This window comes from Neorhizobium sp. P1_A6 (assembly GCF_056406795.1).
In genome coordinates, this window is record NZ_JBFTZM010000001.1 from 665470 (window position 1) to 682039 (window position 16570).

The following is a 16570-nucleotide window of genomic DNA, read 5'->3' on the forward strand; positions in this document are numbered from 1 at the left end:
GCAATGAACTGGAAATGCCTGACACTAACCATCGCATTGGCAGCGGCCGGTGCCGCTTCGCCGGCGGTCGCGGACCAACTCGATACGATCCTGGCCAGCAAGACGTTGCGCTGCGCTACGTTCGCCGACGTTCCGCCATTCGCCGCTCCGGATGTGAAGACGCGCGAGATGGTCGGGTTCGACGTCGATCTCTGCAATGCCATCGCCAAGGAACTCGGCGTCAAGGCTGAAGTGAAGCCGGTTTCGGTCGAAGCCCGCGTGCCGGAAGTCAAGCTTGGCCGCGTCGACATCACGGTTGCCAATCTTGCCTATACCCAGGGCCGCGCCGAGCAGATCCAGTTCAGCGATCCCTATTATCTCGCCAAGGAAATGCTGATCGTTCCAGTCGACGATGCCGGCAAGAAGAAGTCCGATTACGAGGGCCAGCGCGTCGCCTCCACCAAGGGTTCGACATCGGAAATGTCGATCAAGCTCAACAAGTCCGATCCGCTGACCTTCCAGGACACCGGCTCCGCCTATCTCGCCGTCCAGCAGGGCAAGGCACGCGGCATGGTCGCCAACACCATGACCACGACCAAGCTGGTGAACGAATCCAAGACAAAGGGCAAGCCGATGCGGATGATCGACGAGCCGATGCTCTTCCAGCCAATCGGTATCGGCATGGCCAAGGACAATCCCGCCCTGACCGCCAAGGTCAACGAAATCCTGCGCAAGCTCGACACGTCCGGCGATCTCAACAAGATCTGGGACAAGTGGCTTGGCCAGGACACCGAATACAAGATGACCCGCACCGACAAGGTGGTGCCGCTTTCCGAACTGAAGTTCGACCCAATCCCGTAATCGCCTCCCGCTCGGCTCTGCCTGAACTCAATCGCAAATCAACGAAGGCTGCAGGCGGCGGGACGTGCCCGTCGCCGGTCTTGCCATACGAGGTTTCCATGATCCATATCAAAGACATCGCAGAACGGCCAAGCAAGGCCGACATCGAGGCGGTCGCCAAATTCTCGCCGGCCACGATCCATGAAGCGCAGGGGCGCAGGGGGGCGCTTTCCTCGCGCCTCAAGCCGGTCGACTATCGCATGAAGCTGTGCGGCCCGGCCTTTACTGTCAAATGTGCGCCGCGCGACAACATCATGTTGCAGCTTGCCATCAACTACGCCAAACCGGGCGATATCATCGTCGTGTCTGCGGGCGAGTTTGAAGAGGCCGGCTCATTCGGCGATGTTCTTGCCAATGCCTGCCTTGCAAAGGGCATTGGCGGCCTGGTGACGGATACCGGCGTCCGTGACACGTTGCAACTGCGGGAGCTTGGCTTCCCGGTCTTTTCGCTCAGCGTCTGCATCAAGGGCACCGTCAAGGAAACCATCGCCGCCGTCAACGATCCGGTTATCGTCGGCGGAGAGATCATCAATCCGGGCGATATCATCGTCGGCGATGCCGATGGCCTCGTTGTCGTGCGCCGCGCCGAGGCGCAGGAGGTAGCGCGTCTGTCGCAGGCCCGCGAAGATGCGGAAGCCGGCTATATCGAAGCCTACAAACAGGGAAAGTCGGTCATCGAGGTCAGTAAGCTGGAACCGGTGTTGAAAGCCAAGGGACTTGTCGTCGATATCTGAGTAGGCGCTCCAGATGTCGCAGCAATTTTTCCTGTTCAAGGAACGAGGTATCCGATGAGCTATTCCCTGTTCGATCTGACCGGTTTGCGAGCCCTGGTAACGGGATCGTCGCAGGGTATCGGACTTGCGCTTGCCAGGGGCCTTGCGGAACACGGAGCTTCCATCGTTCTGAACGGTCGTGACAGGGCCAGGCTCGAGACCGCTGCAGGACAGCTCAAGGAAACTGGTGCGACGGTTTCGGCCTCTGACTTCGACGTTACGGACGCCGAAGCGGTGAAGCGCGGGGTCGATACGATCGAGGCCGAAATCGGTGCGATCGACATCCTCGTCAATAATGCCGGGATGCAGTTCCGCAGCCCGCTCGAAGATTTCCCCATCGATCGCTGGGAGCAATTGCTGAAGACCAATATCTCCAGTGTCTTCTACGTTGGCCAGGCGGTGGCCAAGCACATGATCGGCCGCGGTCGTGGCAAGATCATCAACATCGCCTCGGTGCAGAGCGAACTCGCGCGCCCGGGCATCGCGCCCTATACGGCGACGAAAGGGGCGGTGAAGAACCTGACGCGCGGCATGTGCACCGACTGGGCCAAGCACGGCCTGCAGATCAATGCGCTCGCGCCGGGTTACTTCAAGACGCCGTTGAACCAGGCACTGGTCGACAGCCAGGAGTTCTCATCCTGGCTGGAGAAGCGGACCCCTGCGGGCCGATGGGGCGATGTCGAAGAACTGGTCGGTGCGGCCGTTTTCCTGTCAAGCAGGGCCTCCTCCTTCGTCAACGGACACACGCTCTATGTCGACGGCGGCATCACCACCAGCCTCTGAAGCAGGAGGCTTCGGGCCGATCGTCGTGATGGGCGTGTCCGGCTGCGGCAAGTGCGACGCTCGATCTTCCGACCGCAGAGCCCGACGTCGTGACCGTCGACATCAACCAGTCGCTTGAATCCATCGTCTCGATGGCAATGACGCTGCTGGCGGCCCGCCAGAGGCGCTCGAACTGAAACCTGGAGGAACCATGAGCAAGCCCGACATTCTTCTGATCGGCCCATATCCGGAATGGGATCTCGTCGAACTGGAGGCGCAGTACAACGTGCGCAAGCTGTACGAGGCGTCCGATCGTGATGCCTTCATGAGTGAACATGCCGCCGGTATCCGCGCCATCGCCACGCGCGGCGAGCTTGGTGCTTCCGCCGATCTTATCGCCGCATTGCCGAAGCTCGAAGTCATCTCCGTCTACGGCGTCGGTTACGATGCGGTCAATCTGGATGCTGCCCGCGCTCGCGGCATCCGCGTGACCAATACGCCGGACGTGCTGACCAATGACGTGGCCGATCTCGGCGTGGCGATGATGCTCGTCCAGTCGCGCGGCATGATCGGCGCCGAGGCCTGGGTCCGGGACGGAAGCTGGGGGGCAAAGGGTCTCTATCCGCTGAAGCGCCGGGTCTGGGGCCGCAAGGCCGGAGTTCTCGGCCTCGGTCGCATCGGCTTCGAGGTCGCCAAGCGCCTCAAGGGCTTCGACATGGACATTGCCTATAGCGACGTATCGGAAAAGCCCTATTCCGACGGGATGACTTTCATCGCCGATCCGGTCGAACTTGCCCGGCACTCGGACTTCCTGTTCGTCACTCTCGCCGCGTCGGCTGCCACGCGTCATATCGTTTCGAAGAGCGTGATCGCGGCGCTTGGCCCGGAAGGCATGCTGATCAACATCTCGCGGGCCTCCAATATCGACGAGGAAGCGCTGCTCGGCGCACTCGAAAGCGGAGCGCTCGGATCTGCGGCACTCGATGTGTTCGAAGGCGAGCCGAAACTGAACCCGCGTTTCCTGAAACTCTCCAATGTTCTCGTCCAGCCGCATCATGCGTCCGGCACGATCGAAACCCGCAAGGCGATGGGCAAGTTGGTGCGCGACAATCTCGCCGCCCACTTTGCCGGTGCCGCCCTGCCAACCCCCGTTCTCTGAGGACAAGCCCATGAAAGCCGTCGTCATTCATGCCGCCAAGGATCTGCGTATAGAGGAACGGGAGGTCGAGGCGCTCGGGCAAGGACAGGTGGAGGTCGCCATCGAGGCGGGCGGCATCTGCGGTTCCGACCTGCATTACTACAATCATGGCGGCTTCGGCACAGTGCGTGTCCGCGAGCCGATGATCCTCGGCCACGAAGTTGCGGGTACGATCAAGGCGCTGGGAGAAGGCGTCTCCAGCCTCGTCGTCGGAGACCGGGTGGCGGTGTCGCCGAGCCGGCCCTGCAATGCCTGCGACTATTGCCTGAAGGGGCAGCAGAACCATTGCCTGAACATGCGCTTCTACGGCTCCGCCATGCCGATGCCGCATATCCAGGGCGCGTTCCGCCAGCGGCTGGTTGCCGAACAGTGGCAATGCCACAAGGTCGCCGATGGCGTCTCCATCCACGAAGCCGCGATGGCCGAACCTTTCGCTGTGGCGCTCCACGCCGTCGTCCGCGCAGGCGGGCTCGCCGACAAGCGGGTTCTCGTCACAGGCTGCGGTCCGATCGGTGCGCTGGCGATCATCGCGGCACGCGCCCATGGAGCCCGTGAGATCATAGCCACCGACGTAATGAACCCCGTACTCGAAACGGCGCTCCAGGTTGGTGCCGACCGGGTCATCAACGTCGCCCGCGATCCGGAGCTCCTATCCGCCTACGCTGCCAATAAGGGATACTTCGACGTCCAGTTCGAGGCGTCTGGCAATCAGAGCGCATTGCGTTCGGGGCTGGAGGTGTTGAAGCCGCGCGGCATCCTCGTCCAGCTCGGGCTCGGCGGCGACGTGTCGATCCCGCAGAACATGGTGGTGGCCAAGGAGATCGAGATGAAGGGCACTTTCCGCTTCCACGAGGAATTCGGGCTTGCCGTTGACCTCATCGGCAAGCGGCGCGTTGATCTGAAGCCACTGCTCACCGGAACCTATCCCCTCGAAGATGCCGTCAAGGCATTCGAGGCGGCCGGTGACCGGACGCGATCGATGAAGGTCCAACTCGCGTTTTGACAATGCGTAGTCAGCAACGAAACCATGAGCAAGGCATTCGCGCCTCACGTCGTCAACGACATTGAGGACCCGGAACCGTCTGCCGCAGGCGAACTGGTCGTGGACGAAATCGAGCGACCGGCGGGAATTGGCCTTCGTCTCGACCAGGATCGGTGCCGACGTGCCGACAAAACGCCGCCGCTGGTTGGAGAGGCGGCGCAGCTTCGCTGGCAGATCGACGTCTCAACGTCGCATCGCATACTGTTCGCGCACCGTATCGGCTGAGCGGCGCACTACCTCGGAAATCTGCAGGAGTTGGGTGACGAGAGGCGTCGAATGGCGCCAGATCATTCCGATGGTGCGGGCCGGCCGGGGCGTCTGGAAGCGGGAGATCGAAACCTGCGCCGAGCGCGTTTCCAAAGGCACCGCCATTTCCGGGATCAGGGTGATGCCGATGCCGGCGCTGACCATCTGGACCAGGGTGGACAAAGAGCTGCCTTCCATCACTTCCCGGGCGCGGGTCGATCCAATCTTGCAGAACGATAAGGCTTGGTCGCGAAAACAGTGGCCTTCCTCCAGCAGAAGCAGGCGCATTTCGCGCAACGCCTCGCGTTCGGGGACGGGCTTGTCCTCGTCCTCACGTCGCCGGACCAGCACGAACTCCTCGTCGAACAGTTTGAGCTCGGTCAGGAACGGTTCCGATACGGGCAGGGCGACGATTGCCAGATCCAGCTCGCCCTGCGCCAGTTCCTGAACCAGTTTTGCCGTCTGCGTCTCGCGCACCTGCAATTCGATCCCGTCGAACGTCCTGTTCAGGTCGTTGATGATCGCCGGCAGCAGATAGGGCGCGATCGTCGGGATGATGCCGATGCGCAGGCGCGCCAGGAACGGATCGCGCGACGCGCGGGCGAGATCCGCCAGTTCGTCCACCGCCCGCAGGATATCGCGAACCCGCAGCGCAAATGTCTGACCGAAGGCGGTCAGTTTCACTTCGCGCGCATTCCGCTCGAAGAGATCGCCGCCCAATTCCTGTTCGAGTTCCTTGATCTGCATCGACAAAGCCGGCTGGGAAATCGCGCAGGCATCGGCGGCGCGGCGGAAGCGGCCGTCCCGCGCCAGGGCTTCAAAATAACGGAGCTGTTTCAGTGTGACGTTCTTCATAACCTCAACTTATCGCGGCGATCAGTAAATCCAACTTAAATTTATGAGGCGCTTCCGATAAGAAGGATCCAAGGGAGGGTGCGCGTGACCATGATCCTTGCTCGAAAGGTGGGACGACAGTCTGAAACAGCGCAGCCGGACCGGACGGTTCGGCAGAAACAGCCTCTTTTGCACGACAGATAATTAAAGAAATCAAGGAGATAGTCATGGATGCGAAATCTAGCGAAAACGCCGGCAAATGTCCGGTCGCGCATACGCCTCGCGGTCGATCGAACCGCGAGTGGTGGCCCAACCAGCTGAACGTCCAGATTCTTCACGGGCACTCCGTCCGCTCCGACCCGATGGGTGAGGCGTTCAATTACGCCGAAGAGTTCAAGACGCTCGATCTCGACGCCCTGAAGAAAGACCTTCAGGCCCTGATGACGGATTCGCAGGAATGGTGGCCAGCCGATTTCGGTCACTACGGCGGCCTGTTCATCCGCATGGCCTGGCACAGCGCCGGCACCTACCGCATCACCGACGGCCGCGGCGGCGCAGGCCAGGGGCAGCAGCGTTTCGCGCCGCTCAACAGCTGGCCGGACAACGTCAACCTCGACAAGGCCCGTCGCCTGCTCTGGCCGATCAAACAGAAATACGGCAACAAGATCTCCTGGGCGGATCTGATGATCCTCACCGGCAATGTCGCGCTCGAATCGATGGGCTTCAAGACGTTCGGTTTTGCCGGCGGGCGCGCCGACGTCTGGGAGCCGGAAGAGCTCTACTGGGGTCCGGAAGGAACCTGGCTCGGGGATGAGCGCTATAGCGGCGAACGTCAGCTCGCAGAACCGCTCGGCGCCGTGCAGATGGGCCTCATCTACGTCAACCCGGAAGGCCCGAACGGCACACCCGATCCGCTCGCTTCGGCGCGCGACATCCGCGAAACCTTCGCCCGCATGGCGATGAACGACGAAGAGACCGTGGCGCTGATCGCCGGCGGCCACACGTTCGGCAAGACCCATGGCGCCGGCGATCCGTCGTTTGTCGGTGTCGACCCGGAAGGCGGCGAGCTCGAAGCCCAGGGTCTCGGCTGGTCGAGCAAGTTCAACACCGGGGTTGGGCGCGATGCGATCGGCAGCGGCCTCGAAGTGACCTGGACGCAGACACCGACCCAGTGGAGCAACTACTTCTTCGAAAACCTGTTCGGCTTCGAATGGGAGCTGACCACCAGCCCGGCCGGCGCCAAGCAGTGGGTGGCCAAGAACGCTGAAGCTTCCATTCCGGACGCCTTCGACCCGTCGAAGAAGCAGCTGCCGACTATGCTGACCAGCGACCTGGCACTACGCTTCGACCCGATCTACGAGAAGATCTCGCGTCGGTTCCTGGAAAACCCGGCCGAATTCGCCGATGCCTTTGCCCGCGCCTGGTTCAAGCTGACCCATCGCGACATGGGGCCGAAGGTTCGTTATCTCGGCCCGGAAGTTCCGGCCGAAGACCTGATCTGGCAGGATGTGATCCCGGCCGTCGACCACCCGCTCGTCGACGACAAGGACGTCGCCGACCTGAAGGCAAAGGTTCTGGCGACCGGCCTGACGGTGCAGGAACTGGTTTCCACCGCCTGGGCTTCCGCCTCGACCTTCCGCGGTTCCGACAAGCGCGGCGGTGCCAACGGCTCGCGGATCCGGCTTGCGCCGCAGAAGGACTGGGAAGCCAACCAGCCTGCGCAGCTCGCCAAGGTCCTGGGCATCCTCGAAGGCATCCAGAAGGACTTCAACGCTGCCCAGGCAGGGGGCAAGAAGATCTCGCTGGCCGACCTGATCGTGCTTGCTGGTGCAGCCGGCGTCGAAAAGGCCGCCAAGGCCGGCGGCCAGGACATCATCGTGCCCTTCACGCCGGGCCGTATGGATGCCTCCGAGGCGCAGACCGACGCGGCTTCCTTTGCCGCGCTGGAACCCCGCGCAGACGCCTTCCGCAACTATGTCAACAGCGGCAAGACGCAGTTCATGAAGGCTGAAGAGGCCTTGCTGGACCGCGCTCAGCTTCTGACGCTGACGGCACCGGAAATGACCGTTCTTCTCGGCGGCCTGCGCGTACTGAAGGCCGGCCAGCCTGAACACGGCGTCTTCACGTCCCAACCGGAAACGCTGACGAACGACTTCTTCGTCAACCTGCTCGACATGGGCACCGAATGGTCGCCCGTTGCCGGCAAGGATGGTGTTTACGAAGGTCATGACCGCAAGACGAAGGCGCCCAAGTGGACCGGCACCCGCGTCGACCTGATCTTCGGCTCGCATTCGCAGCTTCGTGCGATCGCGGAAGTCTATGCCCAGTCCGATGCCAAGGCGAAGTTCGTCAGGGATTTCGTGGCGGCCTGGACCAAGGTCATGAACGCCGACCGCTTCGATCTTGTCTGATCGATAAAAAATCGCCCGGACGTGGCTCAGCTGCGTCCGGGCAGCTTTTCAATGCTGATTTACCGCCGGGCTTTTCAGGTCGGCACGAAGGCCGAGGCGATCGCCAGCACAAATCCCAGGATCGTGGCGCAGACCGAGAGGGCCTCGCGCGTCTTTTCGGAGCTGACGCTCCATCCCTCGCTGGTGAGATACCGTGCTATCAGGCCGAGCGAAAGCAAGCCGACGCAGCCGAGGAAGGCGAAAAAATAAACCCCGTACTGCATGTTGGAGATCTTCTTGGTCAGCAATTCGGTGATCCCGACCAGTGTCGAAAGCGACAACAACAGGCTGCCGATGATCAGGTATTCCGCGTGTCGCGACCTGACTGCCGAATAGAGCGACAGGATCGTGAACAGGAATCCCACCAGAACAATCGCGATATAGTTGCCACTGACATGCCCGGTCGCGGAGATCGACATGAAGATCGATGTCAGGACGAACAGCGCGGCCGTGAAAATGATCTTGTATTTCGAGTTGAAAAACTGGCGCATAATATCAATCCGCTCTTAACCGGCCCGCCCGCGGCGCTGGCAAATGCCGTTTATCGAGTATGAGAAATTCGGCGCGCGATGAACAGGTTGCGGACCTGGTATTCCGTGGAAATCCACGCCTCAAGTTTCAGGCGAGCCGCCGGCGCTGGATCGCATAGGCGGCCGCCGCGCTCATCACCGCCAGCAGATACCAGGTCACGGCATAAACGAGGTGGCTGTTGCGGAAGCGGATCACCGTCAGTCCGCCGACGGGCAGGCCGCCGGGGATCGGCGTCGCGTCCGCATCGATGAAATAGGGTGCGACCCTTTCGAGGCCGTTGGCGGCGGCAATCGCGGCCACGTCGCGGGAGTGCCAGCGGCCGTTCGCGGGATCGTTGGAGCGCAGGAAGGCGCCCTCCGGCTCGCTGATGCGGATGAGGCCGGTGATCTTCACAGGACCTGCGAGCTGCCCATCCGGCCGCAAAGCCGGGTCACGGCGGTTGGCGGGCACGAAGCCGCGATTGATGAGGACGGTGGTCCCGTCCTCCTGTTCCAGGGGTGTCAGGATCCAGAAGCCGGGACCGAGATCGGTGACCGCCTGGACCAGCGTTTCCGCGTCATGGCGGAAAGTGCCAGTCGCCGTGACGCGCCGATACTCGTCGTCTTCGGCGTTGATGGTGGGCCAGGCTGGCGATGAGGGCGCAGGCACTGGGGTTGCCGTGACCCGGGCATCGACGCGGGCGATCAGGTCGAGCTTCCAGAAGAGCCGCTGCACCTGCCAGGTGCCGAGCCCGAGGAAGACGACGGTCAGGAACAGCATCGCGGCGGCAAAGACGAACCTGGAACGAGCCGGTGCCGCATCCGCTGTTTCTCCGGTCAAAGGATGGTCGAGAGCCACGCGTCTATCCCTTCCCAGCTTGCCCCCGAGGGGTCATGGCATGTTTTTCATCATCTCCGGCGACATCGGCATCATGTTGGTGTTGAGATGGTGCATGACCCAGAGCGATCCGGCAAGCGTGATACCGACCAGGACAAGCGTGAAGAGCAGCGCCATCATCGTCCATCCGCCTTCGGAGCGCGGGTTCATGTGCAGGAAATAGACCATGTGCACGACGATCTGGATGACGCCGAGCCCCATGACGAGAAAGGCGGTGAACAGCTTGCTGTCGATGGCGCCGCTCATCACCAGCCAGAACGGGATGGCGGTCAGGATGACCGACAGGCTAAAGCCGATCAGGTAGCCTTTCAGCGTGCCGTGGCCAGCCTGATGGCCGTTGCTGTGGCCATGATGGGCCTCTGAGGCACTTTCGTGCGCGGGGGCGTGCGGGGCTTGGCCGTGCGAGCTCATCCGAGGACTCCCATGAGATAGACGAAGGAAAAGACGCCGATCCAGACGACGTCGAGAAAGTGCCAGAACATCGACAGGCACATCAGGCGGCGCTTGTTTGCCTCGATCAGTCCGTGTCTGCCGACCTGCACCATCAGCGTGATCAGCCAGACGATGCCGAAGGTGACGTGCAGCCCGTGGGTGCCGACCAGCGTGAAGAAGGAGGAGAGGAAGGCCGAGCGGGTGGGGCCGGCGCCCTCATGGATCAGGTGGTTGAACTCGTAAAGTTCGAGGCCGAGGAAGATCGCGCCGAACACGCCGGTCACGCCGAGCCAGAACAGCGTCTCGGTCTTGGCGCCGCGTTCCATCTGCAGCATCGCAAAACCGTAGGTGATCGACGAGAACAGCAGCATAGCGGTGTTGAGGGCGACGATCGGCAGGTCGAACAGGTCGGCGGGCGAGGGGCCTGCCGCATAATTTCGGCCGAGCACACCGTGGGTGGCAAAGAGAACGGCGAAGATGAGGCAGTCGCTCATCAGGTAGAGCCAGAAGCCCAGCATGGTGCTGCCTTCCGGGTGGTGATCTTCGGTGACATAGAATTGCGGCTTGTGGGTTTCGCGATTGCCCGAGGGGCCGTGGGTCTGAACTTGCGTCTGGCTCATGGTCTCAGGTCCGTTCCGCGAGCAGCTTCGAGCGCGCGTCCTCTGTTGCGGTCACGGTATCGGCTGGAATGTGGAAATCCCGATCGTAGTTGAAGGTATGGCCGATCGCGACGGCGATCATGGCGACGAAGGCGACGATTGCCAGCCACCAGATATACCAGATCATCGCGAAGGCGAAGACGACGCTGATTGCGGCGAGGATGACGCCCGTGCCGGTATTCTTCGGCATGTGGATCGGCTTGAAGCCGCCGAGCGGGCGCTCATAGCCGCGGCTCTTCATGTCGTACCAGCTGTCATGGTCGTGCACGACGGGCGTGAAGGCGAAGTTGTAGTCCGGCGGCGGCGAGGAAGTCGACCATTCGAGCGTGCGGCCGTCCCAGGGATCGCCGGAGGTCTCGCGCAGCTGGTCGCGCTTCAGGTAGCTGACGACCAGCTGGATGATGAAGGAACCGATGCCGCAGGCGATCAGTACAGCGCCGAAGGCGGCGATCACGAACCAGATCTGCAGCGACGGATCCTCGAACTGGTTGACACGGCGTGTGACGCCCATCAGGCCGAGCACGTAGAGCGGCATGAAGGCGACGTAGAAGCCGATGAACCAGAACCAGAAGCTCATCTTGCCCCAGAAGACATCCAGCTTGTAGCCGAAGGCCTTTGGCCACCAGTAGACGACGCCCGCCATCAGCCCGAACACCACGCCGCCGATGATGACGTTGTGGAAATGTGCGATCAGGAACAGCGAATTGTGGAGCACGAAATCGGCCGGCGGCACTGCCAGCATGACACCGGTCATGCCGCCGATGACGAATGTCACCATGAAGCCGACCGTCCACATCATCGGCAGTTCGTAGCGGATGCGGCCGCGATACATGGTGAACAGCCAGTTGAACATCTTGGCCCCCGTCGGGATCGAGATGATCATCGTGGTGATGCCGAAGAAGGCGTTGACCGAGGCGCCGGACCCCATCGTGAAGAAATGGTGCAGCCAGACGATATAGGAAAGGATCATGATGACGCAGGTGGCGTAGACCATCGATGCGTAACCGAAGAGCCGCTTGCCGCAGAAGGTGGCGACCACTTCGGAAAAGATGCCGAAGGCCGGCAGGACGAGGATGTAGACCTCCGGATGGCCCCAGATCCAGATGAGGTTGATGTACATCATCGGGTTGCCGCCGAGATCGTTGGTGAAGAAGTTCGTGCCGGCATAACGGTCGAGCGACAGCAGAACGAGGGTGGCGGTAAGGATCGGGAAGGACGCGACGATCAGCACGTTGGTGCAGAGCGAGGTCCAGGTGAAGATCGGCATCTTCATGAAGGTCATGCCCGGCGCGCGCATCTTGACGATCGTGGCGATCAGGTTGATGCCGGAAAGCGTGGTGCCGATGCCGGCCACCTGCAGGCCCCAGATGTAATAATCGACGCCGACGCCCGGACTGTAATCCGCACCTGAGAGCGGCGGATAGGCGAGCCAGCCGGTGCGAGCGAATTCTCCGACGAACAGAGACATCATGATGATGATCGCGCCGGCCGTCGTCATCCAGAACGAGAAGTTGTTGAGGAACGGGAAAGAGACGTCGCGCGCGCCGATCTGCAGCGGCACGACATAGTTCATCAGGCCTGTCACGAAGGGCATGGCCATAAAGAAGATCATGATGACGCCGTGGGCGGTGAAGATCTGGTCGTAGTGGTGCGGCGGCAGATAGCCCTCCGATCCGTTGAACGCGATCGCCTGCTGGATGCGCATCATGATCGCATCGGCAAAGCCGCGCAGCAGCATGATGATCGCCAGAACCACGTACATGACGCCGATCTTCTTGTGGTCGACGCTGGTGAACCACTCGTTCCAGAGATAACCCCAGAGCCGATATTTGGTGATAACCCCTAAAACGGCGAGACCGCCGAGCGCGACGACGATGAAGGTCGCGACGAGAATGGGCTCGTGATAGGGAATGGCTTCGAGGGTAAGCCGCCCGAAAAGGAATTCCGTCAGAGTGCTGTTGCCGAACATGGGTCTGTCCAAAATCTCTTGAAATGCAGTCTCAGGGCTGAGTTGCAGGCTGCGCCGGAGTATTGTTGTTGAGTTGAGCCGGCGCCGGACCGCCCTGGTTGCCGTCGGGCGCGGTGCTGCCTCCCGGCATATCTTGCATGTTGTGCATATCGTGGTTGGTCGACTGCGGCTGGTCCACGCTTTGTCTCGGTTCCGGCATGCGGGAGGGTTCGCCGCTGGCCGGCACGGTGGCGCCAAGCCTTTCTCCCAAGGCATGGCGATTGTCATGCTCCAGACGCGCCCGGTTTTCCTGGCTCTCGGTCCCGCCGCCGCCCATCATGTCGACATGCATCATCTCATCCATGCACATCTTGCCGGGTATGGCGCACATGTTGAGCACGGCCCTGTAGAGCCCGTCCTCGACATTGGCGTAATAGCGCACCGGCTCCTTGGCGCTCGGCTTTTCGAGCTTCAGGTAGGCGTCGCGATTGAGTGCGGTGCCGTTCTGCTTGACGCGGGCGATCCACTGGTCGAAGCCCGCCTGGTCGACGCCATGGAACTTGAAGCGCATGTGCGAAAAACCGTCGCCGCTATAGTTCGACGAAAGGCCCTCGTATTGGCCCGCCCTGTTGATGACGGCATGCAGCTTCGTCTCCATGCCCGGCATGGCATAGATCATCCCGGCCAGCGCCGGCACATAGAAGGAGTTCATCACCGAGGAGGCGGTGATCTTGAAGTTGATCGGCACGTCGACGGGGGCCGCCATCTCGTTGACGGTGGCGATGCCATAGTCCGGATAGAAGAACAGCCATTTCCAGTCGAGCGCCACGACTTCCACGGTGATAGGCTTCACCTCGGCGGGCACGGCGCGCTGGGCATCGATCCGGTCGAGCGGCCGGTAGGGGTCGAGCTTATGGGTGCTCATCCAGGTGACGGCGCCGAGCGCGATGATGATGGCGAGCGGTGCCGACCAGATGATGACTTCGAGCCGCGTCGAATGGTGCCATTCGGGATCATAGGGCGCATTGGTGTTCGAGCCGCGATAACGCCAGGCGAAGAACAGCGTGAGGAAGATCACCGGCACGATGATGATCAGCATCAGCACCGTGGCGACGATGATCAGGTTTGCCTGCTGTCGGGCAATATCGCCGGAAGGCGACATCACGACCAGGTTACATCCGGAAAGCCCTAAAAGGGTGAAGAGAGCGAACAACCGTGCGACGATTTTCAACTGAGGGGTCATCTCGGGCTCGAATTTGTGTTTTGTCTAGTTCGGAATAGTCAGGTTCCTGCATGGGCTGGAATGAGGTCGTTCGTCGCAGTGCAGCAATCTGTCGCAGTGCAGCAAAAAACCGCATGGTCTTCCGAGCCGTTTTGCTGCACCAACCTGCACGCTCTGTTTCCGCATTCGCCAATCGGAAATCTAGGACAGCCTGAGGGGGCGACCAGAGGGTGTGGATGAGAAGACGGTGCGGTCCGTCGCATATGTCAGGTTTTTTTAGTCTCGTTCCTTGATCTCGACGGCATGTTGATCAACATTTCGAGGACGAGGCGAACTATCGCCAGGAGGAATTCATGACCACGGTCGTCAATCCCGCGTCAACAGGCCCGACATCGTCCGGCCTCGAAAGGGACGCCCGCCGCATTCATGACGACGGGCCGATCTCGCCGGGCAGCATTGCGCTTGGTGTGATCATCGGTCGCATGTCGGAATTCTTCGACTTCTTCGTCTACGGGCTGGGCTCCGTCCTCGTTTTTCCGAAGCTGATCTTCCCGTTTGCGCCGACCCCGGTCGCCGCGACCCTGATGTCGTTCGCGATCTTCCCGCTCGCCTTCATGGCGCGGCCAGTCGGGTCGTTCGTGTTCATGTGGATCGACCGCAATTATGGGCGCGGCACCAAGCTGACGATCGCGCTGTTCCTGCTCGGCGGATCGACGGCTTCGATCGCCTTCCTGCCCGGCTACGATACGATCGGCTACTGGGCCGTTGCCTTGCTGGCGCTGTTCCGCATGGGGCAGGGTTTTGCGCTTGGCGGCGCCTGGGACGGGCTCGCCTCGCTCCTGAACCTCAATGCGCCGCCCAACCGGCGCGGCTGGTATGCGATGATCCCGCAGCTCGGCGCACCGATCGGTTTTGCGCTGGCGAGCATCCTGTTCGGTTATTTCGTCGCCAATCTCTCGGAAGCGGATTTCATCGCCTGGGGTTGGCGTTATCCGTTCTTCGTGGCGTTTGCGATCAACGTCGTGGCGCTGTTTGCCCGCCTGCGCATCGTCGCCAGCAAGGAATTCGGCTCGGCGCTCGAAGCCAACGAGCTGCAGGCCCGACCGATCTTCGAAATGCTGAGCAAGCATGCCCATGACGTCGTGCTCGGCGCGTTTGTGCCGCTGGCCAGCTTCGCCATGTTCCACCTGGTAACGATCTTCCCGCTGAGCTGGGTGACGCTTTATGGCGGGCAGTCGGCGGCGGAATTCCTGTTCGTGCAGGTGATCGGTGCTGCCGTCGGCATCGTCGGCATCATCCTGTCCGGCCTGATCGCCGACCGCATTGGCCGCCGCAGCCAGCTGATGATCGGCGCGGTGATCATCGCGATCTTCTCGTTCTCGGCACCCTTCCTGCTCGATGCCGGCGGCAAGGGGCAGGATGCCTTCATCATCATCGGCTTCGGGATCCTCGGCCTCTCGTTCGGCCAGGCCTCCGGCGCCGTCTCCTCGCGCTTCGGGCAATATTACCGCTATACCGGTGCGGCACTCACCTCCGACCTCGCGTGGCTGATCGGTGCCGGCTTCGCACCGCTGGTGGCCCTCGGCCTCGCCAGCAGTTTCGGCATCATCTTCATCGGCGGATATCTGATCTCCGGCGCGATCTGCACGATCGCAGCGCTCAGCCTCAGCCGGGTCCTGGACCAGAGCGGCGAGCCCGGGCAGCGCTAAAAGAGAAACGAATAAAGCCGGGCGCGAGCCCGGCTTTTTTGTATGCGCATATTGCGGGACCCGTCCCGCTCTCAGGGCGCCTTCTTGTTCAGTGTCGGCCGCGTCGCAGCAGCCTTTTCGACCATTGCCGTAACCTCGGCGCGGCGAGCGCCGGTGAGTGTCATGCGCGGCATGCGGACGCGCTCAGAACCACGGCCCATGATCTGCTCGGCGAGCTTGATCGACTGGACGAGGTCGTGCTCGGCATCGAGATGCAGCAACGGCATGAACCAGCGATAGATGGCGCGGGCTTCGACCCAGTCGCCGCGGTTGGCGGCGGCAACGAGCGCAACGGATTCCTGCGGAAAGGCGCTGGTGAGGCCGGAGACCCAACCCTTGGCGCCGAGCATCAGGCCTTCGAGCGCCACGTCGTCGAGGCCGGCGAAGATATCGAAGCGGTCGCCGAAGGTGTTGATCAGGTCGGTGAAGCGGCGTGGATCCGGCGCGCTTTCCTTGACGGCCTTGATGTTCGGCACATCCTCGAGCTGACGCAGCACGTCGGCGCCGATGTTGACGCGATAGGCCGGCGGATTGTTGTAGAGCATGATCGGCAGCGAGGTGGCCGCGGCGACCGCCTTGAAATGGGCGACCAGTTCTTCCGGCTTCGGCACATAGACCATGGCCGGCAGCAGCATCAGGCCATCGGCGCCGAGCTTTTCGGCGTCGCGGGCATAGGCGACGGCGCGGCGGGTGTCGAATTCGGAGACGCCGGTCACGACCGGCACGCGGCCGTTCACCACTTCGACGGCGGCCTTGAGGATCGTGCGCTTTTCTTCCGGGTCCAGCGAGTTGTTCTCGCCGCATGTGCCCATGACGATCAGGCCGTTGACGCCGTCATTGACGAGCGCGTCCTGCACCCCTTGGGTCGCCTTGAGGTCGATCGAGAAGTCTTCGTTGAATTGCGTCGTCACTGCGGGGAAAACGCCGCTCCAGCCTGTGGTCATGAAATGCACTCCTCTGGTTGATGGGT

Annotated in this window: 15 protein-coding genes and 1 pseudogene; 7 read left to right on the plus strand and 9 right to left on the minus strand. The window is 61.9% G+C overall.

Translation table 11 applies throughout. The annotated features are described in order from the left end of the window. Positions 1-3 precede the first annotated feature (3 nt). The 5 genes from AC1D3C_RS03130 to AC1D3C_RS03150 all read left to right on the plus strand — a co-directional run bounded on the left by AC1D3C_RS03130 (position 4) and on the right by AC1D3C_RS03150 (position 4615). Positions 4-840 (plus strand): ABC transporter substrate-binding protein, encoded by an 837-nt coding sequence (locus AC1D3C_RS03130; protein ID WP_040124270.1) that lies wholly within the window; start codon positions 4-6, stop codon positions 838-840. Between the two features lie 98 nt (positions 841-938). Beyond that, complete coding sequence (locus AC1D3C_RS03135; RefSeq protein WP_247031451.1) at positions 939-1613, plus strand: 4-carboxy-4-hydroxy-2-oxoadipate aldolase/oxaloacetate decarboxylase; 675 nt, start codon at positions 939-941, stop codon at positions 1611-1613. 54 nt (positions 1614-1667) lie between these two features. Continuing rightward, positions 1668-2435 carry an SDR family oxidoreductase gene (locus tag AC1D3C_RS03140; protein ID WP_477481838.1) on the plus strand — a complete coding sequence of 256 codons (768 nt, stop codon included), beginning with the start codon at positions 1668-1670 and terminating at the stop codon, positions 2433-2435. 190 nt (positions 2436-2625) lie between these two features. Beyond that, positions 2626-3573: a 2-hydroxyacid dehydrogenase gene (locus tag AC1D3C_RS03145; RefSeq protein ID WP_477481839.1), complete on the plus strand. Its 948-nt coding sequence runs from the start codon at positions 2626-2628 to the stop codon at positions 3571-3573. Between the two features lie 10 nt (positions 3574-3583). Then, a complete protein-coding gene (locus tag AC1D3C_RS03150; RefSeq protein ID WP_477481840.1) occupies positions 3584-4615 on the plus strand; it encodes an L-idonate 5-dehydrogenase in 1032 nt (343 codons plus the stop codon). On the opposite strand, the pseudogene AC1D3C_RS03155 reads toward AC1D3C_RS03150, so the two are convergent. Beyond that, positions 4601-4810 (minus strand): annotated as a pseudogene (locus AC1D3C_RS03155) (IS3 family transposase); the annotation flags it as partial. The gene AC1D3C_RS03150 and the pseudogene AC1D3C_RS03155 sit on opposite strands and share 15 nt — an antisense overlap. A 27-nt stretch (positions 4811-4837) precedes the next feature. Continuing rightward, complete coding sequence (locus AC1D3C_RS03160) at positions 4838-5755, minus strand: LysR substrate-binding domain-containing protein (RefSeq protein WP_477481841.1); 918 nt, start codon at positions 5753-5755, stop codon at positions 4838-4840. Positions 5756-5961: 206 nt separating this feature from the next. Here AC1D3C_RS03160 and katG point away from each other — a divergent pair, with 206 nt between their 5' ends. Further along, on the plus strand, positions 5962-8145 hold the full coding sequence (katG, locus tag AC1D3C_RS03165) for a catalase/peroxidase HPI (protein WP_477481842.1): 2184 nt from the start codon (positions 5962-5964) through the stop codon (positions 8143-8145). A 74-nt stretch (positions 8146-8219) separates the two neighbouring features. Here katG and AC1D3C_RS03170 read toward each other — a convergent pair whose 3' ends face one another. From AC1D3C_RS03170 to cyoA, 6 genes are all read right to left on the minus strand, one after another. Beyond that, the gene (locus AC1D3C_RS03170) at positions 8220-8675 is read right to left on the minus strand and encodes a hypothetical protein (protein WP_247135769.1); all 456 of its coding nucleotides are present in this window, start codon (positions 8673-8675) and stop codon (positions 8220-8222) included. Between the two features lie 127 nt (positions 8676-8802). Continuing rightward, positions 8803-9552, minus strand: coding sequence for an SURF1 family protein (locus AC1D3C_RS03175; RefSeq protein ID WP_477481843.1), 750 nt, complete (start codon positions 9550-9552; stop codon positions 8803-8805). A gap of 33 nt (positions 9553-9585) precedes the next feature. Next, positions 9586-10002, minus strand: a complete 417-nt coding sequence (cyoD, locus tag AC1D3C_RS03180; RefSeq protein WP_040124287.1) for a cytochrome o ubiquinol oxidase subunit IV — start codon at positions 10000-10002, stop codon at positions 9586-9588. Next, the gene (gene cyoC / locus AC1D3C_RS03185; RefSeq protein ID WP_477481844.1) at positions 9999-10643 is read right to left on the minus strand and encodes a cytochrome o ubiquinol oxidase subunit III; all 645 of its coding nucleotides are present in this window, start codon (positions 10641-10643) and stop codon (positions 9999-10001) included. The genes cyoD and cyoC overlap by 4 nt, the downstream gene beginning before the upstream one ends. A 4-nt stretch (positions 10644-10647) precedes the next feature. Then, positions 10648-12651: a cytochrome o ubiquinol oxidase subunit I gene (cyoB, locus tag AC1D3C_RS03190; protein ID WP_477481845.1), complete on the minus strand. Its 2004-nt coding sequence runs from the start codon at positions 12649-12651 to the stop codon at positions 10648-10650. A 31-nt stretch (positions 12652-12682) separates the two neighbouring features. Then, positions 12683-13873: a ubiquinol oxidase subunit II gene (gene cyoA / locus AC1D3C_RS03195; RefSeq protein WP_477481846.1), complete on the minus strand. Its 1191-nt coding sequence runs from the start codon at positions 13871-13873 to the stop codon at positions 12683-12685. Positions 13874-14205: 332 nt separating this feature from the next. On the opposite strand from cyoA, the gene AC1D3C_RS03200 reads away from it, so the two are divergent. Beyond that, entirely contained in the window at positions 14206-15561 is a 1356-nt protein-coding gene (locus tag AC1D3C_RS03200; protein ID WP_040124294.1) for an MFS transporter, read from the plus strand. A gap of 71 nt (positions 15562-15632) precedes the next feature. Here the strand turns inward: AC1D3C_RS03200 and AC1D3C_RS03205 are convergent, their stop codons facing one another. Next, positions 15633-16544: a dihydrodipicolinate synthase family protein gene (locus AC1D3C_RS03205; RefSeq protein ID WP_477481847.1), complete on the minus strand. Its 912-nt coding sequence runs from the start codon at positions 16542-16544 to the stop codon at positions 15633-15635. Between the last annotated feature and the right edge of the window lie 26 nt (positions 16545-16570).